The following is a 24,360-nucleotide window of genomic DNA, read 5'->3' as shown; positions in this document are numbered from 1 at the left end:
AACTTTCAGAAAATAATAAGAAACCGGAGAACAACCATGTCCCTTAGCGTGTTCGACCTGTTCAAGATTGGCATTGGCCCCTCCAGCTCCCACACCGTCGGCCCGATGCGTGCGGCCGCTCGATTCGTCGAGGGTCTCAAGCGTGACCACCTGCTGGGCGCCACCACCTGCGTCAAGGTGGAACTCTATGGGTCGCTGGGCGCCACCGGCAAAGGCCACGGCAGCGACAAAGCCGTGTTGCTGGGCCTGGAAGGCGAACACCCGGACACCGTGAATACCGAAACCGTGGCAACACGCCTGGCGCAGATGCGCAAGGACGGCCACCTGAATCTGCTCGGTGAACACCGCATTGCGTTCAACGAGAAAGAACACCTGGCGATGATTCGCAAACCCCTCGCCTACCATCCCAACGGCATGATTTTCCGTGCCTTCGACGCCGCCAACATCCAGATTCGCAGCCGCGAGTACTACTCGGTGGGCGGCGGTTTTGTGGTGGATGAGGACGCCGCCGGTGCCGACCGGATTGTCGAAGACGCCACACCCCTGACCTTCCCGTTCAAGCACGCCAAGGACTTGCTGAGCCATTGCACCACCTATGGGCTGTCCATCAGCCAGGTGATGCTGACCAATGAAAGCGCCTGGCGCCCGGAAGCGGAAACCCGCGCCGGCCTACTGAAAATCTGGCAGGTGATGCAGGAATGCGTGGACGCCGGTTGCCGCAACGAAGGGATTCTGCCCGGTGGATTGAAGGTCAAGCGTCGCGCGGCGGCCCTGCATCGCCAGTTGTGCAAGAACCCGGAGTCGGCGTTGCGCGATCCGTTGTCGGTGCTCGATTGGGTCAACCTCTACGCCCTGGCGGTCAATGAAGAAAACGCCAACGGCGGGCGCGTGGTCACGGCGCCCACCAATGGTGCGGCCGGGATTGTGCCGGCGGTGCTGCATTACTACATGCGCTTCATTCCCGGCGCGAATGAGGATGGCGTAGTGCGCTTCCTGCTCACGGCGGCCGCCATCGGCATTCTGTACAAGGAAAACGCCTCGATCTCCGGCGCCGAAGTCGGCTGCCAGGGCGAGGTCGGCGTGGCCTGTTCCATGGCCGCCGGTGCGTTGTGCGAAGTGTTGGGCGGCAGCGTGTCCCAGGTGGAAAACGCCGCCGAAATCGGCATGGAACACAACCTCGGCCTGACCTGCGACCCGATTGGCGGACTGGTGCAGGTGCCCTGCATCGAGCGTAACGCCATGGGCTCGGTCAAGGCGATCAACGCAGTGCGCATGGCCTTGCGCGGCGATGGGCAGCACTTTGTGTCCCTCGATAAAGTGATCCGCACCATGCGCCAGACCGGCGCCGACATGAAAAGCAAATACAAGGAAACCGCCCGCGGCGGTTTGGCGGTCAACATTATCGAGTGCTGACGCCTAACAGCGCGCCAGCACGTTTTTCAGGAGCTGAATATGTCCACCGAAACCCTGTTGAAAACCCCTCTGCACGCCCTGCACCTCGAACTGGGCGCACGCATGGTGCCCTTCGCCGGCTACGACATGCCGGTGCAATACCCACTGGGCGTGATGAAGGAACACCTGCACACCCGTGATCAAGCCGGTTTGTTCGACGTGTCCCACATGGGCCAGATCCGCCTCACCGGCGCCAACGCTGCCAAGGCCCTGGAAACCCTGGTGCCGGTCGACATCATCGACCTGCCGGTGGGCATGCAGCGCTACGCGATGTTCACCAATGAGCAGGGCGGCATTCTCGATGACCTGATGGTGGCGAACCTGGGTAACGACGAACTGTTCCTGGTGGTCAATGCCGCCTGCAAGGATCAGGACCTCGCGCACCTGCGCCAACACATCGGCGACCAGTGCACCATCGAGCCGCTCTTCGAAGAGCGTGCGTTGCTGGCGCTGCAGGGCCCGGCCGCGGTCAAGGTGCTGGCGCGCCTGGCACCGGAAGTCACCAAGATGACCTTCATGCAATTCGCCGCCCTGCGCCTGCTGGGCGTGGACTGCTATGTCAGCCGTTCGGGCTATACCGGTGAAGACGGCTTCGAAATCTCCGTACCTGCGGCCAATGCCGAAAGCCTGGCGCGCAGCCTGCTGGCCGAGACCGAAGTACAGGCCATCGGCCTGGGTGCCCGCGATTCGTTGCGCCTGGAAGCCGGCTTGTGCCTCTACGGCCACGACATGAACACCGACACCACCCCCATCGAGGCCAGCCTGTTGTGGGCTATCTCGAAGGCCCGCCGTGCCGACGGTGCACGTGCCGGTGGCTTCCCTGGCGCCGACCAGATCTTCACCCAGCAGCAAACCGGCGTGAGCCGCAAACGTGTAGGCCTGCTGCCACAGGAGCGCACACCCGTGCGTGAAGGCGCGGAAATTGTCGACGCAGACGGCACCGTGATCGGCAGTGTGTGCAGCGGTGGTTTCGGCCCGACCCTCGGCGGCCCGCTCGCCATGGGTTACCTGGACAGCGCTTTTATTGCACTGGATACCGAAGTCTCTGCGCTGGTGCGTGGGAAAAAGGTGCCACTTCGTGTAAGTAAAATGCCATTTGTGCCACAACGTTACTATCGTGGCTGATTGACTGTTTCTATAAGTAACGAGGTTGCGTTAACGTGCACTAATCTGTAACGCAACCGCCATAAAACAGTGCACTTCCGATAGTCTTTTATAGAGGGTTCAACCTATAACAAGTGACCAACTCTATCGAATAAGTCAGTTCCACACTGTTCAACCAAGTGTCATGAGCCCCAGCAAAACCTGGGCTTTTGGCAGGGCTTGTTTTTTCTCTATTAGTTGGCGTAGAGTTTGCCCACTGTGTTTGCATGGGTCGCTTGGAACCTGGACCTGGGCAGTAGCTGAAGAAGTCCGCTACAACCCGTTCGACGTCTCTTACTTTCCTGCAACCCAGCCCAGTACTCTTTCATGCGAAAGGGGCTGTCATTAATTTTTAGCGTCAAGGAAATAAGAAAATGGCTGAACGTCAGAGCGGTACCGTCAAGTGGTTTAACGACGAGAAAGGGTTTGGTTTTATCACTCCAGAAAGCGGTCCGGATCTGTTCGTGCATTTCCGCGCTATTCAGGGCAACGGCTTCAAGAGCCTGAAAGAAGGCCAGAAAGTGACATTCGTTGCTGTGCAAGGCCAGAAGGGCATGCAGGCTGACGAAGTACAAGCAGAAAACCACTGAGTTCTTCTGCGACAAAAAGCCCCTGATGGTGACATCAGGGGCTTTTTTATGTGCATTTGCTCGTAAAATGGCTTTTTTTCATAAGAGAGCCCTGCCATGTCGAAACCCCTGCTGAGCCCGCAAGGCGAATTCCCCGCCGTTGGCCTGGGCCGTCGCCTGGCAGCGATGTTCTATGATTTCCTGCTATGCACCGCACTGCTGATCGTCACCGCGTTTATCTACAAGCTGATCTGGATCGCGTTTGTCGGTGAAGCCAGGATGCGCACCCTCACCGAATCCGGCGCGCTGGACGGCGACCCGTTGCTGTCGACGATCCTGTTGTTTGTGCTGTTCGGCTTCTTCGCCAAGTTCTGGACTCATTCCGGCCAGACCCTGGGCATGCAGGTGTGGGGCGTACGCGTGCAGAACGCTGACGGCTCGCGGATCAGCCTGTGGCAGGCGTTGCTGCGCTTCGTGGTGTCGATTGCGTCGTGGTTGTGCGTAGGGCTGGGGTTTATCTGGTCGCTGTTTGATAAGCGCAAACGCAGCTGGCATGACATCTATTCCGACAGCCAGCTGGTTCGTATCCCCAAACAGAAAAAGTAGCGACTCAGGCGTTACCCGCCAGCTTCAAGCGCGCGGCCTGGGTAAAGTCCAACATGCGCTTGAGCGGACGCACAGCCTGCGGGATCACCGAAGGCTCGACGAATATCTCGTTACTGCCTTCACGCAGGCACTGCAACGTGCGCTCCAGCGTGTTCATTGCCATCCATGGACAATGCGCGCAACTGCGGCACGCCGCACCATTGCCGGCGGTAGGCGCCTCGACGAAGACCTTGTCCGGGCACAGTTGCTGCATCTTGTAGAAGATGCCGCGGTCGGTCGCGACGATAAAGGTTTTATTCGGCAGGCGTTGGGCCGCGGCAATCAGCTGGCTGGTCGAGCCTACGGCATCCGCCAGTTCGATCACCGATGTCGGCGATTCCGGATGCACCAGGATGGCCGCATCCGGGTACAGCGCTTTCATGTCTTCCAACTGCTTGGATTTGAATTCTTCGTGGACGATGCAGGCGCCGTCCCATAGCAGCATATCTGCACCGGTCTGGCGCTGGATGTAAGTGCCCAGGTGTTTGTCCGGCCCCCAGATGATCGTCTCGCCGTTGTCCATCAGGCTTTCGACGATTTCCAGCGCGCAGCTTGACGTCACCACCCAATCCGCCCGGGCTTTGACCGCCGCCGAGGTGTTGGCATACACCACCACGGTGCGTTCGGGATGCTGGTCGCAGAACGCCGAGAACTCATCGACGGGGCAGCCCAGGTCCAGGGAGCAGGTGGCTTCCAGGGTGGGCATGAGGATACGTTTTTCAGGGGTGAGGATCTTGGCGGTCTCGCCCATGAAACGCACACCGGCGACCAACACGGTCTTGGCCGGGTGAGCGGCGCCGAAGCGCGCCATTTCCAGGGAGTCGGAGACACAGCCACCGGTTTCTTCGGCCAGGGCCTGGATCACCGGGTCACAGTAGAAGTGGGCAACCAGCACCGCATCCTGAGCCTTGAGCTCGGCGGCGATGGCAGTGCGCAGGCTCGCCTCTTCATCGGCGCTGAGGGCCTTGGGCTGCTTGGCGTCGAGGTGGGCTTGAACCAGAAGGCGTTCGGAAATTTGCGTCATGTTCGCAAGACCTGCAGGCGCAGTTGCGCGAAAGTCGAGTGTACCACCGGCTCTGGAGCCCTTCGGGCGCCGCCGGACGAAGTGATTGTGTTCATCAAGCACGGGTTAAGGTGAAGCTCGGCAAGGCTACAGAATATCGAATGGTTTCAAAAGCCTAATCTGGTGTTCGCCTGCGCCTGCGTCGGGCAAAAAAAACGGGAAGCCCCACATGGGCTTCCCGTATTTACCGCCGGTTTTTTTATCAAAAACGGTAAGTCACCGAGCCACCGAACCCGTTGGCACTGTTTTCATATTTGGCATCGTAAGTCAGGCCAACCTGGGAAAGGTTCTGCCGCACCTTGATCGGTTCTTCCTTGAGGTAGGAATACGCCACATCGAAGGTCAGGTTATCGACGGGCGTCCAGCCAGCACCCAAGCTGAAAACAGTGCGGTCCCCCGTAGGAATTCGAACGGAGCGGTCGGTGTTGTTGGTAGGCGTCTGGTCCACCGAGAAACCGGTCCGCAGTACGAGTTCTTTGTTGACCCGATAGGCCGCGCCAATGGCATGGGACCAGGTGTCATGCCAATGCTGTTGTTCGGTGATCGAACCCAGGCCACCGAATTGAGCGGTGAGGTCGGAGACCCCGTCGTTGTTGATGGTGATCTTCTTCAACTGGCTCCAACGGGTGTAGGTGCTGCCGAGGTACAAGGTCCAGTCATCATTGAGTTGATGGGTTACCGAGAAATCCACCGAAGAGGGCGTAGTCACATCCAGGCTGGCGTCATACTTTTGTGGCCCACCGTCGAAGGCATCGGAGATCAAACCGGACGCGTGGGTCTTGCCGCTGAGGTGGTAGACCACCTGCGAGTGATAGGTCACACCGATGCGCGTACTTTCAAGGGGCTGCACCAGGAGACCGGCATTGAACCCGGTGGCGTTGTCGTCGCCTTTGACCTTCACGCTTTCGCCGGCTCCGCCACCCAGCGGCACATTGGAATCCAGCTCGCCACTGATGCGATTGAAGGTCGGGCCAAAGCCCACCGACACTTTGTCGTTGAAGGCATAGCTGACCGTCGGCTGCACGGTGATGACCTGGACCTTGCTCTTGTTGCCAAAGCCATTGCCCTGGAAGCTGTGCTCATAGTCGGTCACCAGGCCGAACGGCGCGTAGATACCCAGGCCGAACGCCCAGTGCTCATCAATGGGCGTGACCAGGTACCCCATCGGCACGGCAATGCCGGGCACCATGTCGCCCTTATTGGTGCCTGGGTTGTTGGCACCGAACTGCGAGGAACTGGCGTCCTTGATGTTGGATTTGGCATCGAGGTAAGTCGCGCCGAGGCTGACTTCATTCTGCTTCAGACGCGACATGCCGGCGGGGTTGCCGAACACCGTGCTGGCGTCTTCGGCGGAGGAGGAACGACCGGCGTAGCCCGTGCCCATTGAACTGATGCTTTGTTCATTGAGCGCGAAACCACCGGCGAACAACGGGGTTGAGGCAAGGGAAACGGCGAGCGCCAAGGCGCCTTTAAGAGTTTTGTTATTCATTATTAGGACTCGAATTGTGGGGCAGCGATGGGGAAGCTACCAACGTTCGAGCGGCCGGTTTATGAAGAGTTTTTCATGCGCAGGATTGTCGGACAATTCTATGCATTTCAAAGACTTTGCCTGTTTTTTCGTTTCCAGTAATGACCTTGAAACCCGATTGTGACCTACGGGTTTCGGCGATAGCGTCAGCCTCGCGCAGACGCAAAAAAGCCCCAGGCTTTTCGTTGGCCTGGGGCTGTCGGGTTTTCAGGCAGGCAAAAAAAAACCCGGAAATCCTCACTTGCGTGGGCCTTCCGGATTTTCTAAACCGCCAAAAATGGTGGGTCGTGTGGGATTCGAACCTACGACCAATTGGTTAAAAGCCAACTGCTCTACCAACTGAGCTAACGACCCGCTGTGTGGTGGCGCGTATAATACTGATTTCTAAGGATTATTCAACACCTTATTTGAAATAAATCAGAAATAACGCGTTGGGTCAGTAATTCCGGCGGCTTGGAAGCCTTCTGCACGCAGTCTGCAGCTGTCGCATTTCCCACAAGCACGGCCGTCATCGTCTGCCTGATAGCAGGAAACAGTCAGCGAATAATCGACGCCAAGTCCTACGCCTGCCTTCACGATGTCAGCCTTGCTCAGGTTTTGCAGCGGCGCCAGGATACGGAAGCCCTGCCCTTCTACACCGGCCTTTGTCGCCAGGTTGGCCATGCGTTCGAACGACTCGACGAACTCCGGACGGCAGTCAGGGTAACCTGAATAATCCACCGCGTTGACGCCGATGAAAATGTCGCGAGCGTGAAGTACCTCTGCCCAGCCAAGCGCCAGGGACAGGAACACCGTGTTACGTGCCGGCACGTAGGTCACCGGGATGCCTTCACCGGGGGTTTCTGGCACATCGATGCTGCTGTCGGTCAGTGCTGAGCCGCCGATGCCGTTGAGGTTCAGGCCAATCACCTTGTGTTCGACCACGCCCATGTCGCGGGCGACGCGGGCCGCAGCGTTCAACTCGGCACGGTGACGCTGGCCGTAGTCGAAGCTCATGGTGTAGCAGCTGTAGCCTTGCGCCTGCGCCATGGCAACCACCGTGGCGGAGTCGAGGCCGCCGGACAGCAGGATTACCGCGCGTTTTTGATCCATGGTGTGTTCAGTCATATCAGCGTCCTGGCTCGTCGTTCCAAAGGTATTTATGCAACTGCAATTGCAGGCGCACCGGCAGATTGTCCGCAACCACCCAATCGGCGAGGTCACGTGCATTCAGGTCATGGTGGCTTGGTGAGAACAGCACTTCGCCTGCACGGCGGTCCAGCCCGTATTGAATCAGCTTGGAGTTCGCCCAGTCGTAGTCGTCACGCGAACAGATGACGAACTTGACCTGGTCGTTGGCCGTCAACAGCTCGATGTTCTCGTAGCGGTTGCGATGCGATTCCTTGGAATCGGGGGTCTTGAGGTCGACTACCCGGCTTACGCGGGGGTCAACTGCAGAGATATCCAAGGCGCCACTGGTTTCCAGGGAGACCTCGTAACCGGCGTCACACAGCTGCTTGAGCAATGGGATGGCATTGGGCTGGGCCAGCGGCTCACCGCCGGTCACACAAACGTAGCGCGGCTTGTAGCCGGCAACCTGCTCCAGGATGTCATCGAGGGTGCGCACCGTGCCACCACTGAAGGCGTAGGCGCTGTCGCAGTACTGGCAACGCAAGGGGCAACCGGTCAGGCGCACAAATACTGTGGGCAGGCCGGCCGTCCGCGTTTCACCCTGCAACGAGTAAAAAACTTCGGTAATACGTAATGTGTCTTGCATAGTCGCCACGGGCGTAACAGCTAAACAGGCTGTCCGCCTCCGTCAGGCACTTTGAGGGACCCCGCCAACGCGTAGACCCCAAAAAGCGTGTTTCATAAAAGGGCGTGGATTCTAACGAAAAAACCCGCGCCAGGCGCGGGTTTCTTCTAAACGGGCAAACATCGCTTACAAGCGCTGCAAGTCCCGTTGGGCCAACTGGGCAGCGGAAGTCCCGGGATACTGGGCCACCACCTGTTGCAGAATGCCTTTGACCTTGTCGGTATGACCCAGGCGGCGTTCTACGTCAGCGAGTTTGTACAGCGAGTCCGGCACCTTGGCGTGCTTGGGGTACAGCTGGCTGACCTTGGCAAATGCCTGGCCCGCGCCCTGTAGGTCACCCTTTGCCAGGTTGACTTCACCTAACCAGTATTGGGCGTTGCCCGCATATTGGCTGTTCGGGTATTTACGCAGGAAAGCGGTAAAGGCCTGGCTGGCCTTGTCGAAATCCTTGGCTTTGATCAGGTCGAAGGCTGCATCGTAATACAGCTTTTCCTTCGCCGGATCACCCGGTTCGCTGCTCGCGGCAGGGGCTTGGCTGGCAGCCGCCCCTGCTGCTGCACCGGCAGCAGCGCTAGGCGCGCCACCGGCAGGAGAATTATCAGGAGTTGCGGCAGGTTGAACGCCGGCTCCAATACGTTGATCAAGATCCTTGTAACGCTCCAGGCCTTCTTGCTTGAGCTGGTTCACCTGGTTTTGCAGTACCTCAATAGCGCCTTGCTGCTGCGCGATTTGATCCTGCATGCGTTGCAATTGGTTGAACAGTTCGCCCTGTGCCGAGGGAGCGGACGTAGCCGCTCCCCCCGCATAGGCGCCGTTCGTGCCATAACCCGCTGGCGGATAACTGCTCCCGCTATTGTTATAGCCAGAGTTGCTATCTTCCACAGGAACCGCAGCCCACACCGCAAGCGGTGCGAGGCTGAGAGCCAATACAGTCAGAGCACGACGGCACGTTCGCATGACGAATTACTTACGCAGTTCGACGCGACGGTTTTGAGCCCAGGACTGCTCGTCGTGGCCAGTAGCAACTGGACGCTCTTTACCGTAGGAAACCAGTTCCAGTTGGCCTGGAGCAACACCTTGCAGTACCAGGTAGCGCTGAACGGCCTTCGCACGACGCTCGCCCAGTGCCATGTTGTACTCACGAGTACCACGTTCGTCAGTGTTACCTTCCAGAACAACGCGAGCGCCGTTAGCTTTCAGGTCCTTCGCGTGAACGTCCAGAGCGCGCATGGCTTCTGGTTTCAGGTCCGAACTGTCGTATTCGAAGTAGAAAGTGGTGATAGCGCGCAGAGCAGCTTCTTCGCTCAGGGAGCCGTCAACCGCACCAGTGTTAGCGCCGTAACCAGCGTTTGGATCAACAGCTGCGCCTTCACCGGCATTGTCGCCGCCTTTAGACGAGCAACCAACGGCTACGGACAGAGCCAGAGCCAGAGCAGCAAACTTACCAAACTTCAGCATTTCCATCGTGAAACTCCTAATGAACCCCAGTGTGTTAAGCAAATCTTTTTGTAGCGCCGCGTCAGTTCAGGTAAGGGGACCAGGATGGTTCTCTGACTTCGCCTTGTGCGGTAGGAAGCGGGAGCCTTACGCGTCCATTAATGGACACGAGCATCAAGACTCCCCGGCCCTGCTGGCGGGTGGCGTAGATTACCATGGTGCCGTTGGGCGCAACAGTGGCTGACTCATCAAGGTTGGTATCTGTAAGGATTTTTACGGTTCCGCGCTGCAAATCCTGGGCCGCAACCCGGAAATTAGTGAAACCATCCTGACGATGAATCATCACCAACGTCTTTTCATCAGCCGAAAGTTTAGGGTTGGCGTTGTAGTTACCGATAAAAGTAACGCGCTCTGCACCACCACCATTCACATTCGCCTTATAGACCTGTGGCTTGCCGCCACGGTCAGAGGTGAAGTAGATGGTCGAACCATCCTTGCCCCAGAACGGTTCGGTATTGATACCTGGGCCGCTGGTTGCGCGAGTGATCTGGCGTGAAGCCATGTTCATCACGTAGATGTCCGGGTTGCCGTCCTTGGACAGCACGAACGCCAGGCGCGAACCATCCGGTGACCAAGCCGGCGCACCGTTGAGGCCTTCGAAGTTGGTGATCTGCTCACGACGGCCAGTATCAATGTGCTGGACGAAGATACGCGGACGCTTCTGCTCGAAAGACACGTAGGCAATACGCTTGCCGTCCGGCGCGAAACGCGGCGACAGGATTGGCTCACGGGATTGCAGCAAGGTCACAGCGCGAGCACCGTCGTAGTCCGAACGCTGCAAGGTGTAACGAGTGTTGTCTACGGAGAAACGCTCAGCCGTTACATACAGAAGACGCGTCGAGAAAGCCCCCTTGATACCGGTGAGTTTTTCGAACGACTGGTCCGAGATGTAGTGGGCCATGTCGCGGATCTGCTCGGCCGTACCCGAGACGCTGCCGGTCAAGACCTGCTGCTCTGTCGCCACGTTGAACAAGGCGTAGGTGATTTGCAGACGACCACCGGCCGGCGTGATATTGCCGACCATCAGGTACTGCGCGCCCACTGCTTTCCAGTCACGGAAAATGACTTCGCTGGCCTGGGTAGGCTGGCTGATCATGTTGCCTTTCGGAATCGGTGCGTAATAGCCGGAGTTGCGCAGGTCATCACTGACGATCTGGGCCATGTCGTCCGGCAGTACGCTGCCGCCCTGCCAGCCGAACGGTACTACTGCGATCGGAGTGGCCCGATCACTACCGCTGGTAACCAGGATGTTCTTTTCATCCGCCGCCGCTATCCCTGCCATACAGCAAATAACGACAAGCATTCCTCGAAGAAGGTTTCTCACAAGGCTAGATCCTCAGGTGTGAATGTCATCTTGAATGAACGATAGGGAGCGAAGTCGCTTGGTTTCATTCCCTGCATCTCGGTCAACCGGCCAATGTTCTTGACTGCGGCAACCGCCGAACTGTCGAACGAACCGTCACCACTGGACTTGGCCACGCTGACCGAAGTCACCGTACCGTCCGGCAACATGCCGATCTGCAGCACTACTGTCATGCCTTTGCGCGCCGAAGGTGGACGTGTCCAGCCTTCCGCTGCCCGTGCCCGAATCAGATCGTCGAAACTGCCCGCGACTTCATCACCACGTTCATCGGCCAAGGCTTGCTGACGCTGCGGCGTGTCGGAGAGCAAATCTGCCAAGGCCTGGGCCTTCTTCTCTTCGGCGGATTTGCGCGCTGCTTCCTGGGCCTTTTTCTTCTGGGCGTCGGCGGCAGCTTTCTTCTTCGCGTCGTCGGCGACTTTTTTCTTCGCCTCGTCTGCTTCAGCTTTTTTCTTGGCGTCTTCGGCGGCTTTTTTCTTCGCGTCTTCGACTATTTTCTTCTTGGCGTCTTCAGCGGCCTTTTTCTTGGCCTCTTCTTCGGCAGCCTTCTTGGCTTCTTCTTCAGATTTCTTCTTGGCTATATCAGCCAATTGTTTCTCTTCGGCCTTTTTCGCTTCGGCAGCTTTCTCGGCTTTCTTGGCTTCATCAGCCTTTTTCGCCTCGTCAGCCTTCTTGGCTTCGTCAGCCTTTTTCGATTCCTCGGCCTTTTGAGCCGCCTCTTCTTTCTTTTGTTCCGCAGCCGCCTTCACCGCTTCCTGCTCGACCTTCTTCTGTTCCATCTGTTCGACTTCAGTCTGGCGCGCAGCCGACTTCTGGGCTTCACCCGCAATCTTCTGATTGGTCTGGGTGGTGGCCTGGCTTTTCGACTTCAGCTGATACAGGGTCGCCTGCACGATCGGCTTGGCTGGCGGCAGGTCCGGGGTCATGGCGAAGCTGACGAACAGCATGCCAAACACCAGGACATGCAGCGCAATCGCCCAGACGCTAGGCCAGAAGTAGCTTTCCGAGGCGGACGGCTCTCGCTGTTGCTGCATCAGGGCGCCTCGGTAATCAAGCCAACGTTACCCACGCCGGCCTTCTGCAGCCCGCCCATGGCGCCCATGACGGAGCCGTAGTCGACCGATTTGTCGCCACGGATGAACACCTGGGTGTGCTTGCCGCCTTCGTTGCCGGAGCGAATGATCTTGGTCACTGCATCGGTCATCGCAGGCAAGGTGAGCGCCTTGTCTTGCTGCTTCTGCGTGTCGACTTCGCTGCCAAGGTTCCAGTAATAGGTCTTGTCAGCCTTGATCGAAATGGTCAGGACTTGAGTGTTGTTGTCTTGCGGCAAGGCTTCACTGGAAACCTTGGGCAAATCAACCTTCACGCCCTGGTTGAGCATCGGCGCGGTCACCATGAAGATAACCAGCAGCACCAGCATCACGTCGATGTAAGGCACTACGTTCATCTCGGCGACCGGCTTGCGCTTTTTGCGAGCTCGAGCGATTAAAGCCATTGGGAATTACCTGCTTATTCTTCGCTGGTGTGCACTTTACGGTGCAGGATCGCCTGGAACTCGTCGGCGAAGGTGTAGTAACGACCGATCAACGTTTCGCTGGTAGCAGCGAAGCGGTTGTAGGCGATTACTGCGGGGATAGCGGCAAACAGGCCGATCGCGGTGGCAATCAGGGCCTCGGCGATACCCGGTGCCACGGTGGCCAGGGTCGCTTGCTGGGCCTGAGCCAGGCCACGGAAGGAGTTCATGATCCCCCACACGGTACCGAACAGACCGATGTACGGGCTCACGGAGCCGACGGTGGCGAGGAACGGCAGGCTTTGCTCAAGCTTTTCTTCTTCGCGGGAAATGGCCACGCGCATGGCACGGGCCACACCTTCCATCACCGCTTCCGGGTCAACGCCTGGCTGCTGGCGCAGACGGGAGAATTCCTTGAAGCCGGCGCGGAAGATCTGCTCGACGCCCGAGTCCGGGTCCGGGTTGCTGCCGGCCTGGCGGTACAGCTTGGACAGGTCGATACCCGACCAGAAGCGCTCTTCAAAGCTCTCCAGGGCACGTCGACCGGCACGCAGCAGGTTGCTGCGCTGAAAAATCATGACCCAAGAGGTAACCGATGCGGCTACCAGGGTCAGCATGACCAGTTGAACCACAACACTGGCATTGCTGACCAGGCTCCACATGGAGGAATGGTCGACGACGGTAGGTTCCACGCTAAATCTCCTGCTTTGATTGTTTACCCGCGCCGCTTACGTCAGCAAAGGCCGCACGTAGAGCTTCGGGAATGGCCCGGGGTTTCAAGCTATTGGTGCGCACACAGGCCACCAGGAACTGCCCCTCACAGAGCAGCGTTGCATCCGTTGCCCGCCTGACCTGCTGCTTGAAACGCAGGCTGACACGGTTCAATTCGATTACTTCAGCGCTGACCAACAATTCGTCGTCCAGCCGCGCCGGCGCGTGATACCGCGCCTCGCTGGAGTGCACGACGAATAACAGGTCCTCCCCTGCCAGCTCGGATTGGGCAAAGCCCAGCTCCCGTAGCCGCTCGGTTCGAGCCCGCTCCATGAACTTGAGGTAGTTGACGTAATACACGATGCCGCCGGCATCGGTGTCCTCGTAATAAACGCGACAGCGATGTGCGAACGACTGATCCCCGTTTTGCGCGCGCATACTCTAGTGCTTACTCCTCAGGTTGCCAATCCGGCTGGGCAACTGTTTTTTCATTGTCTGAAACATTTCTAACGACTGAATGACGACACCAGCCACTAGGACAGCACAAACCTCGGATAAATCGACTGGCTATAGGTTTTTAATCGTCCACTGCATCGAGGAATTCGTCTACTACGGGCATCTCGCCCAATCGTGACGGAATGTTTAACCCAAAGTGCAGATAGGCGTGACGCGTCACCACCCTGCCCCTTGGCGTGCGCATGATGTAGCCCTGCTGGATCAGGTACGGTTCCAACACATCCTCAATGGTGTGGCGCTCTTCACTGATGGCCGCCGCCAGGCTGTCGACGCCCACCGGGCCACCGTCGAACTTCTCGATCATGGTCAGGAGCAGACGTCGATCCTGGTGATCGAAGCCGTGCTCATCCACGTCCAGCAGGTTCAAGGCCAGGTCGGCCACGGCCTTGGTGATGTGCCCCTTGGCCCGCACCTCGGCAAAGTCTCGCACGCGTCGCAGCAGGCGGTTGGCGATCCGCGGCGTGCCGCGGGCCCGACGGGCGATTTCAAACGCGCCTTCCGGGTCCAGCGGCAAGCCGAGAATGCTCGCCGAACGGCTGACAATGGTCGCCAGATCAGCCGTGCTATAGAACTCTAGACGTTGAACAATGCCGAAACGGTCTCGCAGTGGGTTGGTCAGCATCCCTGCGCGGGTTGTAGCGCCGACCAGCGTGAACGGCGGCAGGTCGAGCTTGATCGAGCGGGCGGCCGGGCCTTCGCCGATCATGATGTCGAGCTGGAAGTCTTCCATGGCCGGGTACAACACTTCTTCGACGATCGGGGATAACCGATGGATCTCGTCGATAAACAGCACATCGTGCGGTTCAAGGTTGGTCAGCAACGCCGCCAGGTCACCCGGACGTTCCAGCACCGGGCCGGAGGTGGACTTGATCGATACGCCCATTTCCTGGGCAATGATGTTGGCCAGGGTGGTCTTGCCCAGGCCCGGTGGGCCGAAGATCAGCGTGTGGTCCAGGGACTCACTGCGCCCACGCGCAGCCTGGATGAACAATTCCATCTGCTCGCGCACGGTGGGCTGGCCAATGTATTCGGCCAGGCTCAGGGGGCGGATGGCGCGGTCCTGGACCTCTTCACGGTCACGCGGGCCGGTGGCTGCAATCAGACGATCAGCTTCAATCACTTAAATCATTCCCTTCAGGGCGCGGCGGATCATGTCTTCACTGCTCAGGTTCTTGTCCTTGATGGCCGATACGGCCTTGCTGGCTTCCTGGGGTTTGTAACCCAGGGAAATCAGCGCACTGACCGCATCGCTTTCGGCGCTCGCCACCTGGCCGGCCGGCATGTCCGGCTGGTTCGGTACAAGGGCGAACATGCTCGGTACGACCTCCCAGGCCTTGAAGCGGTCCTTGAGTTCCACCAGCAGGCGCTCGGCGGTCTTCTTGCCGACGCCTGGCACCTTGGTCAGCGCCGAGGTGTCCTGGGCCGAAACGGCACGCACCAGCTCATCCACTTCCAGGCTCGACATCAACGCCAGGGCCAGTTTCGGCCCTACGCCATTCAGGCGGATGAGCTCACGGAAGAAGTCACGGTCACGCTTGCCAATGAAACCATAGAGCAATTGCGCATCTTCACGTACCACCAAGTGAGTATGCAGCGTAATCGGCTCACCGACCGACGGGAGGCGATACAAGGTGGTCATGGGCACTTCCAGCTCATACCCCAACCCATTTACATCCAGAATCAGGTGTGGCGGCTGTTTCTCAGCCAGAGTGCCGCGCAAGCGTCCAATCACGGTTCAGATCCTTAAAGCTAGGGTCAGAGCAGGGCCCGACCGGAAATAACGATTGCGCTGATGCTATCAGAGACGCAGGCGCCCGCCACGACTGCGTGCCGTGCCCAGGCCGTGAGGCAGTAAGCTTGAGCGAGTGTGCGCATGGCAAATGGCAATAGCCAGGGCGTCCGAGGCGTCGATCTGCGGTTTTGAAGTGAGCTTGAGCATATGCATGACCATCATCTGCACCTGCTCTTTGTTCGCCGCGCCGGTGCCGACCACGGCCTGTTTGACCTGGGTGGCGGTGTACTCGGCGATTTCCATGCCCTCCTCGGCGCCGGCAACGATGGCGGCGCCACGGGCCTGGCCAAGCTTCAACGCGGAGTCGGCATTCTTTGCCATGAACACCTTTTCGATACCCATGGTCACCGGCCCGTAGGTCTGGATCACCTCACGCACGCCGCGATAAACGATCTGCAGGCGCTCGGCCAACTCGCCCGCGCCGGTGCGGATGCAGCCCGAAGCCACGTACACGCAGCCACGCGGGGTCTGTTGCACCACGCCAAAACCGGTGATGCGCGAACCGGGGTCGATACCTAGGATTAAAGTCATAACGCCTGCGGGTTGGGTAAGCACATTTTTTGACACAGAGAAGACCCTATGTGGGAGGGGGCTTGCCCCCGATAGCGGTGAATCAGTCGATTTATACGTAACTGACACACTGTCATCGGGGGCAAGCCCCCTCCCACTTTTTGATCTACATCGTCCTTCAGCCTAGCTGTTCGGCTACAGACTCAGGGATGTCGGCGTTGGAATACACGTTCTGCACATCATCCAGGTCTTCGAGCATATCCAGCATCTTCAGCACTTTCTGCGCACCGTCCAGGTCCAGCTCGGAGCTGGTGGTCGGCAGCATCACGATTTCCGCGTCGGTACCTTTGAAACCGGCCGCTTCCAGGGCATTGCGCACCGCATAGAAGCTGGCGAACGAAGTGAACACGTCGATGGAACCGTCTTCGTTGGTCACCACGTCGTCGGCATCCGCCTCCATCGCCGCTTCCATCAGCGCATCTTCATCGGTGCCCGGCGCGAAGGTAATCTGCCCCTTGCGCTCGAACAGGTAGGCCACCGAACCGTCAGTGCCGAGGTTGCCACCACATTTGCTGAATGCATGACGCACAGCGGCGGCAGTACGGTTGCGGTTGTCGGTCATGCACTCGACCATCACGGCCACGCCACCCGGGCCATAGCCTTCGTAGCTCAGCTCGACCATGTCGTCGGTATCGGCAGCGCCGGCACCGCGGGCCACGGCGCGGTCGATGATGTCGCGACTCATGTTCGCGCCAAGGGCCTTGTCCAGCGCCAAGCGCAGACGCGGGTTGGAGCCTGGATCACCCCCACCCTGGCGGGCCGCGACAGTCAGCTCGCGGATCCATTTAGTGAAAATCTTGCCTTTCTTGGCATCCTGACGCTCTTTGCGGTGCTTGATGTTCGCCCACTTGGAATGGCCAGCCATAACACAACTCCAAAAATTCTCTAGAAACCTTATCAATTCCGCCCCAGGCGGAATGCAACCCTTGTAACGCAAAGGCGCATCCGAAGATGCGCCTTTTTTGACTGCGTAAACCTCAGTGCGCTTTCACGCAGCAGCCTTACTCAGCCTTCGGCGTCTCGCGCAGACGGATGTGCAGCTCGCGCAATGCCTTGGCATCCACCACACCTGGCGCCTGGGTCATGACGTCCGCAGCGCTCTGGGTTTTCGGGAAGGCGATCACTTCACGGATCGACTGGGCGCCGGTCATCAGCATCACCAGGCGATCCAGGCCGAACGCCAGGCCACCATGGGGCGGCGCACCGTATTTCAGGGCGTCGAGCAGGAAGCCGAACTTCTCTTCCTGTTCCGCTTCGTTGATGCCCAACAGGCGGAACACCGCTTGCTGCATTTCCTTGCGATGGATACGGATCGAACCGCCACCCAGCTCGGTACCGTTCAATACCATGTCATACGCGCGGGACAGCGCGCCAGCCGGGTTGGCTTCCAGTTCGGCCGGCGAGCATTTCGGCGCGGTGAACGGGTGGTGCAAGGCGCTGAAGCTACCGTCGTCGTTTTCTTCGAACATCGGGAAGTCAACGACCCACATCGGGGCCCATTCGCAGGTCAGCAGGTTCAAGTCGTGACCCAGCTTGATGCGCAGCGCGCCCAAGGCTTCGCTGACGATCTTGGCCTTGTCGGCGCCGAAGAACACGATATCGCCGTCGACTGCGCCGACGCGATCGAGGATCGCGTTCAGGTTGTCCAGCGGAATGTTCTTCACGATCGGCGATTGCAGGCCGTCAACGCCATTGGCGCGCTCGTTGACCTTGATATACGCCAGGCCCTTGGCACCGTAGATGCCAACGAACTTGGTGTAGTCGTCGATCTGCTTGCGCGGCATGCTCGCGCCGCCAGGCACGCGCAGGGCGGCGATGCGGCATTTAGGGTCGTTGGCCGGGCCGCTGAACACCTTGAAGTCGACTTCTTTGAGTTGGTCGGCCACGTCCACCAGTTCCAGCGGGTTACGCAGATCTGGCTTGTCGGAACCGTAGCGGCGCATGGCCTCTTCGAAGGTCATGTGCGGGAAGTCGCCGAATTCCAGGCCCAGCACTTCCTTGAACAGGTTGCGGATCATCTGTTCGGTCAGGCCCATGATCTCTTTTTCATCGAGGAAGCTGGTCTCGATGTCGATCTGGGTGAATTCAGGCTGGCGGTCAGCGCGCAGGTCTTCGTCGCGGAAGCACTTGGCGATCTGGTAGTAGCGGTCGAAGCCGGCGACCATCAGCAGTTGCTTGAACAGCTGAGGCGATTGCGGCAGGGCGAAGAAGGAACCGGCGTGGGTGCGGCTAGGCACCAGGTAGTCACGCGCGCCTTCCGGGGTGGCCCGGGTCAGGATCGGGGTTTCGACATCGAGGAAGCCGTTTTCGTCGAGGAAACGACGGATGCTGGTGGTCATGCGCGAACGCAGACGCAGCTTCTCGGCCATTTCCGGACGACGCAGGTCCAGGAAGCGATAGCGCAGGCGGGTTTCTTCGCCCACGTCAGAGTATTCGTTGAGTGGGAACGGCGGGGTTTCCGACTCGTTCAGTACTTCCAGCTCATAGCCCAGCACTTCGATGCCGCCGGACGCCATGTTCTTGTTCACGGCACCCGCCGGACGCAGGCGAACCTTGCCGGTGATCTTCACGACGTATTCGCTGCGCACGCGGTCGGCGGCGGCGAAGCTTTCGGCGCGATCCGGGTCGAACACCACCTGGGCCAGACCATCACGATCACGGATATCGAGGAAGATCACCCCGCCGTGGTCGCGGCGACGGTGAACCCATCCGCAAAGGGTGATTTCCTGACCTTCCAGGGTCTCGTTCAGTTGGCCGCAATAGTGGCTGCGCATCATGGTAGTGGTTTCACTTCTCGTAATTCGAAATTCGGTGGAGGCCTGCCTCGTCACCGTACATTAAAGCAGGGGACGGATAATGCAGGAGCCTGCGCGTAGAGTTCAACTCAGTCTGCTTTGTCGCCGCCGGCCAGGTTCTTCTTCGAGCCGGTCTTGAAGTCGGTCTCGTACCAGCCGTTGCCGCTCAAGCGGAAGCCCGGCATGGACAACATCTTCTTGAGCTCAGGCGCCTGGCAGGCTGGGCAATCGACCAACGGCGCTGCGCTGATCTTCTGAATGGCTTCCAGCTGATGACCGCAGGAAGCACATTGGTAGTCGTACATGGGCATGGCGATGTCTCGGCGATCAGAACGTTACTGCGCCACGCCTGCCCTACGGGTCCGCAGCATGCGTAGCAAAGCGCGGGATTATATCTGGTAAATCGAGGCAGCGCAGCCGGCATTCTGCCCAGGGCCCTGCCCGCCATGATGGAGGGCCGGCCCCGAAGCCCGGTGGCTATCCCGGTGAGCACGCAGGGTCAAAACGCCCTTTGAGGACATGAACCACGCACACCACCCTGACCAACCCACTGAAGTTCTTCACACCGCCATAACGCAAGTGTACTTCCCGATCGACATAAGACAGCAACGCACTGACTGAACAGGCATTGATCCTGGCGATTTCCGTGAGGATATTCCAATAGATCTGCTCCAGCCGCAGGCACGTGGAAAAACCATTGAGCCTCACCGACCGGGACAGCGGCTTGGCCAGCCCCATATCGAACCCTTTTGCAAAAGGGTCGATCTTTATCTTATGGAAACCACCGGTTTCCATCACTCCATTACCGACTCCGCGTGACATACACCTGACACTCCATTGCCAAACAACCGCCCATGGGTCGTCCCATTGGGCAATGCCCTATAAAAACAGCAGGGAGCGGCAGGCAGCCAGAAGACGCGGAGTTGATCGACGTAGGACAACGCCAGGAAATGCGCGGAAACAAGCGAGCGGCGCCAGGGCGGCGCCACTCAAGGTCAGCGTTTACTGATTTTCAAGCAGGGACCGCAGCATCCACGCGGTTTTCTCATGCACCTGCATACGCTGGGTCAGCAGGTCGGCCGTCGGCTCATCGCTGACCTTGTCGAGCAGCGGGAAGATACCGCGCGCGGTGCGGGTGACCGCTTCCTGGCCAGCCACCAACTGCTTGATCATCTCTTCGGCACTGGGCACGCCCTCTTCTTCCTTGATGGAAGAAAGACGGGCATAGATGGAGTAGGCACCCGGCGCAGCAAACCCCAGGGCACGGATACGCTCGGCAATGGAGTCCACGGCCAGGGCCAGTTCGTTGTACTGCTCTTCGAACATCAAGTGCAGCGTGCGGAACATGGGGCCCGTGACGTTCCAATGGAAGTTGTGGGTTTTCAGATACAGAACATAGGTATCGGAAAGCAGTCGCGAAAGCCCGTCGACGATGGATTTACGATCTTCTTCACTGATACCGATATCGATTGCCATGTTTATCCCCTTCAATTGACAAGCATTCATTGATCAGGTGCAGGACCACTCTAGCAAGAGTGCCGGTGATGCGCAGCCCGGCGCGGCAATTCGCCCCGGTGCGCCCTGCCGACCGGAGCAACCCAAGCCTTTGAGGCAAGTAGGAAATTTCTCTGCTGGCCGTTTGAAAAACCTGCACGTGTCTAGGACAAGCGTTTGCTGCAGAAATGCCATCGCCCTTGCAATACCCCGAAATGCTTGATTTGAGTAGGCACAGCCTTTGCTGTTAAATAGACAGCGTGTCGCCGCCGTTACTTTCTGCGGCAGCGGCATAGGCTGATACCCCGCGCACGTGCCCAACGCCTCCCATTGTTCAGAAGCGAACCGTGCCAGTCAGCTCTTCCTTGTGATCCGTCTTAACGTGAGTTAATCAAAATGTTGAAAATCGTCCACCTGCTAACGGGCGTTGCAGCTTTGCTGCTGTCCTTTATCCCGAGCCTGCAGCCTGAAAGCCTGCCGTATCTGGAACAACACGACGCTCTGTACCTGGCCATGTTCGGCCTTCTTAACCTGACGCTGGCACCGGTGATCCCTTACTGGAACAAAGGCACGCGTCATCAACTGCAAAACCTGGTCAGCGCGCTGCTGGTACTGACCGTTGTCGTACAAACCCTCACCCTCCTGGCACCCATGCCTGAAGTCGGCGGCCACCCGGCCATCCTGCTCAGCCTGGTGATCGCTGTGGTCGCCATCGTTCTTCACCTGGCCATCAGCTTCTACCGTTCGTCCCCTGCGGCCTCGTCGCAAACCTACGACATGACCAATCGGGATACCGGTACCGTCAAGTGGTTCAACACATCCAAAGGCTTCGGCTTTATTTCCCGTGATTCGGGCGACGATATCTTCGTCCACTTCCGGGCCATTCGCGGCGAAGGCCATCGCGTCCTGGTGGAAGGCCAGCGCGTGGAGTTCTCCGTGATGAATCGCGACAAAGGCCTGCAGGCCGAAGACGTGATCGCTGCACTGCCGCGCCGCTGATACCTGCGTTCGCAGCAAAAAACCGCGATCCAGCCTGGCTGGGTCGCGGTTTTTTTATGCGTGGCTATCAATAGTGAGGAGGCGGCGCTTCTTCTTCGGAGGTTTCGAACTGGCCGCCCATTTCTTCCTGGCGCTTGAGCAGCGCGGTCATCTGCAATTGCAGGCGCTCTACAGCACGCTGCTGCGTGACGAGGATGTCATTGAGGGTCTCGATGGTGTCGTCCTGAAAGGCCAGGCGGCTTTCCAGGTCGGTGACGCGGTCTTGCAGGTCCATGATTCAGCCCTGGTTGAAAATGAAGTCAGCAGGCAACAGCTCGCGCAGACGGGCGCGGATGGCAGCGACTTGCTCATCGGTGTAAGGCTGCGCCGGATGCTTGCCCCATACCGGCGCCGGCCAGGCAGCATCGTCGCGCTTGCGCACGATCACATGCACGTGCAATTGGCTGACCACATTGCCCAGGGCGCCGATGTTCATCTTGTCGGCGGCCAAGCCTTCATTCAACAACTGGGCCAGGGCAGTCGTCTCTTGCCACAAACGCTGCTGGTCGGCGACATCCAGTTGAAACACTTCGCTGATAGCGTTGATGCGTGGCACCAGGATGAACCACGGATAGTTTGAGTCATTGGACAGCAGCAGGCGGCACAGCGGGAAGTCCCCGATGACCAGTGTGTCTTGTTGCAGGCGTTGATCTAGGGCGAACACCGCGGGCACTCCGTTCGGCAAGTCAGGTTCAGGCGCCCAGCATACCTTCGAATGCGCACGGCTTCACGACGAATGCAGGAAAGCGCCGGCGCCAGTGATGAAAAAATATGCACTCTTTCGAGGCGGTCGAATATTTGAGCTACGCTAAACCGGGCCTCACCGGGACGCACCAAAATGACCCACTTGTGCCTCAAAGGGATCCGCCAAGTACCCACTCATGAGGGTGAACCGGTAACGTTTTTCCGTCGCACAGGTTTTATGTACCACCGAACAGGGGTAACACAGCCGCGTCAAGCCCAAACCAAACGGCGTAAAAAGCCCGTGCTTATGCGGTTTTTACAGGGCCGGAACGGTTTTCACGAAAAAATGACATTCGGTTACCGCTTTGTGCACGCTTGTTGCATTGACACCTGCATCGTCGGCAACGACACCCGATTGGAAGCAGGTGTTTCGCGATAAAGAACAGCAGCGTTTCAATGCGTATCAAGGAAGCGTTCAAACTTTGAAAAGGGTTTGGAAACAGTATTGAAGTTGTCAGTCCGGTTACAACAGGACTGTGGATTTGCGACATGGAGCTAGCAATTTACGACAGCCTCGTAAAGAAGCTGAAAGGATAGATGGGTAAGTATCGTCAATAGAGTCTGCGTGATATAACTTTGCGCCGACACATAAAAGAAAGAGCCGCCCAGATAAAAATACAGGTGGGACGGCAGTACTCTTCCTAAAACCAAAGGAGCAAATCACGATGCGCGTGATGAAGTGGAGCATGATCGCCCTGGCTGTTTCAGCAGGCACCTCGCAGTTCGCAATGGCGTCCGCCCAGGACGATTCCAAAGGCTTTGTTGAAGACAGCACTTTCAGCATCAATACTCGCGCTCTGTACTTCAGCCGCGACTTCCGCAACGAACCACTGCGTGGCTACGAGCAAGTCAACGGCAAGAACAAAAGTCGTGCCGAAGAGACTGGCCTGGGCTTCAACGCCCTGTACCAATCGGGCTTCACCCAAGGCACCATCGGTGTTGGTGTTGACGTGATCGGCCTGCTGGGCGTCAAGCTCGACAGCGGAAAGGGTCGCGCCGGTACCGGTCTGTTCCCCACCGGTGCAGACGGTCGCTCGCAAGACGATTACTCCAAAGGCGGCGGCGCGGTTAAATTCCGTATCTCCGATACTGTGCTGAAAGTGGGTGATCAGTACACCACAGCCCCAGTATTCGCCTCCGACGACAGCCGTTTGCTGCCTGAGCTGCCACAGGGCATCTCGATCACCAGCAACGAGATCAAGGGCCTGAAACTGGAAGGCGGTCACTTCACCTCCAGCGTCGCACAGAACCAGACCTTCCGTGACAGCCTGGGCCTGACGAAAACCGACTTTGCCGGTGCCGTCTACTCTTTCACCCCAGAGGTCACTGGCAGCCTGTACTACGCAAAAACCGAAGATTACTTCCGCAAGTGGTACAGCAACCTTAACTGGACCCACGCGCTGAGCAACGATCAGTCCTTCGCACTGGACTTCAACATCTACGACACCAAAAGCGACGGCGAAGGCAAGCAACGCGCTTACTACGACAACTCCGTCAAGCTCGATAACCGTGCATTCAGCTTGCAGGGTGCGTACACCATTGGCGCTCACACCTTCACCCTGGCAGCACAGAAAGTCACCGGTGATGGCGACTACGGCTACGGCGTAGATGGCGGCGGCTCTGTATTCCTGGCCAACTCCATTGCCCGTTCCGACTTCAACGCCGAAGGCGAGAAGTCCTATCAGGCGCGTTATGACATCAACATGGCGACCTTCGGCATTCCTGGTCTGAGCTTCATGACTCGTTACGTAACCGGTAGCGGCGCTCAAACCGCCACAACCTCCAACGGTAAAGAGTGGGAACGCGATATCGAAGCCAAGTACGTGATCCAAAGTGGTCCCGCCAAGGACCTGAGCCTGCGTCTGCGTCAAGCCACCTATCGTTCGGGTGATGGCGTTTACTACGGTTCGCCTTCGATCGACGAACTGCGTCTGATCGCGAACTACCCGCTGAACATCTTGTAATTGACCGTTTGATTACAACGATGGCTTAGGGCTTCGGCCTTAAATAAAAAGCCGCCCCCTTGCAGACAAGGAGGCGGCTTTTTTATTGCCGTTTAATTTCAATCGAAAAATAACTAGCAAGCTAACTAACGAGATTAACCCGTCGACCTTGAACCTGACCTTTTGGCCAAG

27 protein-coding genes and 1 tRNA gene are annotated in these 24,360 nt (G+C 58.3%); 6 read left to right on the top strand and 22 right to left on the bottom strand.

Annotation, left to right across the window (positions count from 1 at the left end):
• Positions 1-36: 36 nt before the first annotated feature.
• The 4 genes from BM110_RS17905 to BM110_RS17890 all read left to right on the top strand — a co-directional run bounded on the left by BM110_RS17905 (position 37) and on the right by BM110_RS17890 (position 3,770).
• Positions 37-1,413, top strand: coding sequence for an L-serine ammonia-lyase (locus BM110_RS17905; RefSeq protein ID WP_092246892.1), 1,377 nt, complete (start codon positions 37-39; stop codon positions 1,411-1,413).
• A 39-nt stretch (positions 1,414-1,452) separates the two neighbouring features.
• A complete protein-coding gene (gene gcvT, locus BM110_RS17900) occupies positions 1,453-2,577 on the top strand; it encodes a glycine cleavage system aminomethyltransferase GcvT (RefSeq protein ID WP_093125244.1) in 1,125 nt (374 codons plus the stop codon).
• A gap of 392 nt (positions 2,578-2,969) precedes the next feature.
• Complete coding sequence (locus tag BM110_RS17895; protein ID WP_071496541.1) at positions 2,970-3,185, top strand: cold-shock protein; 216 nt, start codon at positions 2,970-2,972, stop codon at positions 3,183-3,185.
• Positions 3,186-3,281: 96 nt separating this feature from the next.
• On the top strand, positions 3,282-3,770 hold the full coding sequence (locus tag BM110_RS17890; protein WP_071489399.1) for an RDD family protein: 489 nt from the start codon (positions 3,282-3,284) through the stop codon (positions 3,768-3,770).
• 4 nt (positions 3,771-3,774) lie between these two features.
• Here the strand turns inward: BM110_RS17890 and nadA are convergent, their stop codons facing one another.
• From nadA to BM110_RS17790, 20 genes are all read right to left on the bottom strand, one after another.
• Entirely contained in the window at positions 3,775-4,833 is a 1,059-nt protein-coding gene (gene nadA, locus BM110_RS17885; protein ID WP_060754176.1) for a quinolinate synthase NadA, read from the bottom strand.
• Between the two features lie 241 nt (positions 4,834-5,074).
• On the bottom strand, positions 5,075-6,361 hold the full coding sequence (locus BM110_RS17880; RefSeq protein ID WP_092246886.1) for an OmpP1/FadL family transporter: 1,287 nt from the start codon (positions 6,359-6,361) through the stop codon (positions 5,075-5,077).
• 317 nt (positions 6,362-6,678) lie between these two features.
• A tRNA-Lys gene (locus BM110_RS17875) sits at positions 6,679-6,754 on the bottom strand.
• Positions 6,755-6,817: 63 nt separating this feature from the next.
• The gene (gene queC, locus BM110_RS17870) at positions 6,818-7,492 is read right to left on the bottom strand and encodes a 7-cyano-7-deazaguanine synthase QueC (protein WP_071489524.1); all 675 of its coding nucleotides are present in this window, start codon (positions 7,490-7,492) and stop codon (positions 6,818-6,820) included.
• 16 nt (positions 7,493-7,508) lie between these two features.
• Positions 7,509-8,156 carry a 7-carboxy-7-deazaguanine synthase QueE gene (gene queE, locus BM110_RS17865; protein WP_058423265.1) on the bottom strand — a complete coding sequence of 216 codons (648 nt, stop codon included), beginning with the start codon at positions 8,154-8,156 and terminating at the stop codon, positions 7,509-7,511.
• Between the two features lie 165 nt (positions 8,157-8,321).
• Positions 8,322-9,152, bottom strand: coding sequence for a tol-pal system protein YbgF (ybgF, locus tag BM110_RS17860; protein WP_071489396.1), 831 nt, complete (start codon positions 9,150-9,152; stop codon positions 8,322-8,324).
• A gap of 6 nt (positions 9,153-9,158) precedes the next feature.
• Positions 9,159-9,659, bottom strand: coding sequence for a peptidoglycan-associated lipoprotein Pal (gene pal / locus BM110_RS17855; RefSeq protein ID WP_003209827.1), 501 nt, complete (start codon positions 9,657-9,659; stop codon positions 9,159-9,161).
• Between the two features lie 55 nt (positions 9,660-9,714).
• Positions 9,715-10,995, bottom strand: coding sequence for a Tol-Pal system beta propeller repeat protein TolB (gene tolB / locus BM110_RS17850; RefSeq protein WP_071489395.1), 1,281 nt, complete (start codon positions 10,993-10,995; stop codon positions 9,715-9,717).
• A 17-nt stretch (positions 10,996-11,012) separates the two neighbouring features.
• Positions 11,013-12,086: a cell envelope integrity protein TolA gene (tolA, locus tag BM110_RS17845; RefSeq protein ID WP_034109149.1), complete on the bottom strand. Its 1,074-nt coding sequence runs from the start codon at positions 12,084-12,086 to the stop codon at positions 11,013-11,015.
• Positions 12,086-12,538, bottom strand: coding sequence for a protein TolR (gene tolR, locus BM110_RS17840; protein WP_161793227.1), 453 nt, complete (start codon positions 12,536-12,538; stop codon positions 12,086-12,088). Before tolR ends, tolA begins: the two co-directional genes overlap by 1 nt.
• 23 nt (positions 12,539-12,561) lie before the next feature.
• The gene (gene tolQ / locus BM110_RS17835) at positions 12,562-13,257 is read right to left on the bottom strand and encodes a protein TolQ (RefSeq protein WP_015885609.1); all 696 of its coding nucleotides are present in this window, start codon (positions 13,255-13,257) and stop codon (positions 12,562-12,564) included.
• A 1-nt stretch (position 13,258) separates the two neighbouring features.
• The gene (gene ybgC, locus BM110_RS17830; protein WP_025854760.1) at positions 13,259-13,714 is read right to left on the bottom strand and encodes a tol-pal system-associated acyl-CoA thioesterase; all 456 of its coding nucleotides are present in this window, start codon (positions 13,712-13,714) and stop codon (positions 13,259-13,261) included.
• A gap of 139 nt (positions 13,715-13,853) precedes the next feature.
• Positions 13,854-14,912: a Holliday junction branch migration DNA helicase RuvB gene (ruvB, locus tag BM110_RS17825; protein ID WP_003193867.1), complete on the bottom strand. Its 1,059-nt coding sequence runs from the start codon at positions 14,910-14,912 to the stop codon at positions 13,854-13,856.
• Positions 14,913-15,524 (bottom strand): Holliday junction branch migration protein RuvA, encoded by a 612-nt coding sequence (gene ruvA / locus BM110_RS17820; RefSeq protein ID WP_003175802.1) that lies wholly within the window; start codon positions 15,522-15,524, stop codon positions 14,913-14,915. It abuts the gene before it with no gap.
• A gap of 66 nt (positions 15,525-15,590) precedes the next feature.
• Complete coding sequence (gene ruvC, locus BM110_RS17815) at positions 15,591-16,115, bottom strand: crossover junction endodeoxyribonuclease RuvC (RefSeq protein ID WP_016975450.1); 525 nt, start codon at positions 16,113-16,115, stop codon at positions 15,591-15,593.
• Positions 16,116-16,272: 157 nt separating this feature from the next.
• On the bottom strand, positions 16,273-17,019 hold the full coding sequence (locus BM110_RS17810; RefSeq protein ID WP_093513911.1) for a YebC/PmpR family DNA-binding transcriptional regulator: 747 nt from the start codon (positions 17,017-17,019) through the stop codon (positions 16,273-16,275).
• Between the two features lie 136 nt (positions 17,020-17,155).
• Positions 17,156-18,931, bottom strand: coding sequence for an aspartate--tRNA ligase (gene aspS, locus BM110_RS17805; RefSeq protein ID WP_071489391.1), 1,776 nt, complete (start codon positions 18,929-18,931; stop codon positions 17,156-17,158).
• A 107-nt stretch (positions 18,932-19,038) separates the two neighbouring features.
• A complete protein-coding gene (locus tag BM110_RS17800; protein ID WP_003209804.1) occupies positions 19,039-19,260 on the bottom strand; it encodes an FmdB family zinc ribbon protein in 222 nt (73 codons plus the stop codon).
• Between the two features lie 166 nt (positions 19,261-19,426).
• A complete protein-coding gene (locus BM110_RS17795; RefSeq protein ID WP_092246880.1) occupies positions 19,427-19,771 on the bottom strand; it encodes a ribbon-helix-helix domain-containing protein in 345 nt (114 codons plus the stop codon).
• Positions 19,772-19,951: 180 nt separating this feature from the next.
• A complete protein-coding gene (locus BM110_RS17790) occupies positions 19,952-20,425 on the bottom strand; it encodes a Dps family protein (RefSeq protein WP_071489389.1) in 474 nt (157 codons plus the stop codon).
• A gap of 414 nt (positions 20,426-20,839) precedes the next feature.
• On the opposite strand from BM110_RS17790, the gene BM110_RS30025 reads away from it, so the two are divergent.
• The gene (locus BM110_RS30025; RefSeq protein WP_092246878.1) at positions 20,840-21,442 is read left to right on the top strand and encodes a cold-shock protein; all 603 of its coding nucleotides are present in this window, start codon (positions 20,840-20,842) and stop codon (positions 21,440-21,442) included.
• 67 nt (positions 21,443-21,509) lie between these two features.
• Here the strand turns inward: BM110_RS30025 and BM110_RS17780 are convergent, their stop codons facing one another.
• Together BM110_RS17780 and BM110_RS17775 are read right to left on the bottom strand one after the other, a co-directional pair.
• Positions 21,510-21,716 carry a SlyX family protein gene (locus BM110_RS17780; RefSeq protein ID WP_015885618.1) on the bottom strand — a complete coding sequence of 69 codons (207 nt, stop codon included), beginning with the start codon at positions 21,714-21,716 and terminating at the stop codon, positions 21,510-21,512.
• A gap of 3 nt (positions 21,717-21,719) precedes the next feature.
• Entirely contained in the window at positions 21,720-22,145 is a 426-nt protein-coding gene (locus BM110_RS17775; RefSeq protein ID WP_071489388.1) for an HIT domain-containing protein, read from the bottom strand.
• 745 nt (positions 22,146-22,890) lie between these two features.
• Here BM110_RS17775 and BM110_RS17770 point away from each other — a divergent pair.
• Positions 22,891-24,189: an OprD family porin gene (locus BM110_RS17770; RefSeq protein ID WP_071489387.1), complete on the top strand. Its 1,299-nt coding sequence runs from the start codon at positions 22,891-22,893 to the stop codon at positions 24,187-24,189.
• Positions 24,190-24,360 lie beyond the last annotated feature (171 nt).

Origin of the sequence: Pseudomonas sp. NFPP28 (assembly GCF_900115535.1) — a bacterium.
GTDB classification, from domain to species: domain Bacteria; phylum Pseudomonadota; class Gammaproteobacteria; order Pseudomonadales; family Pseudomonadaceae; genus Aquipseudomonas; species Aquipseudomonas extremorientalis.
Note: the sequence above shows the minus strand (reverse complement) of the source record. Positions and strands in the feature narration are given on the sequence as shown.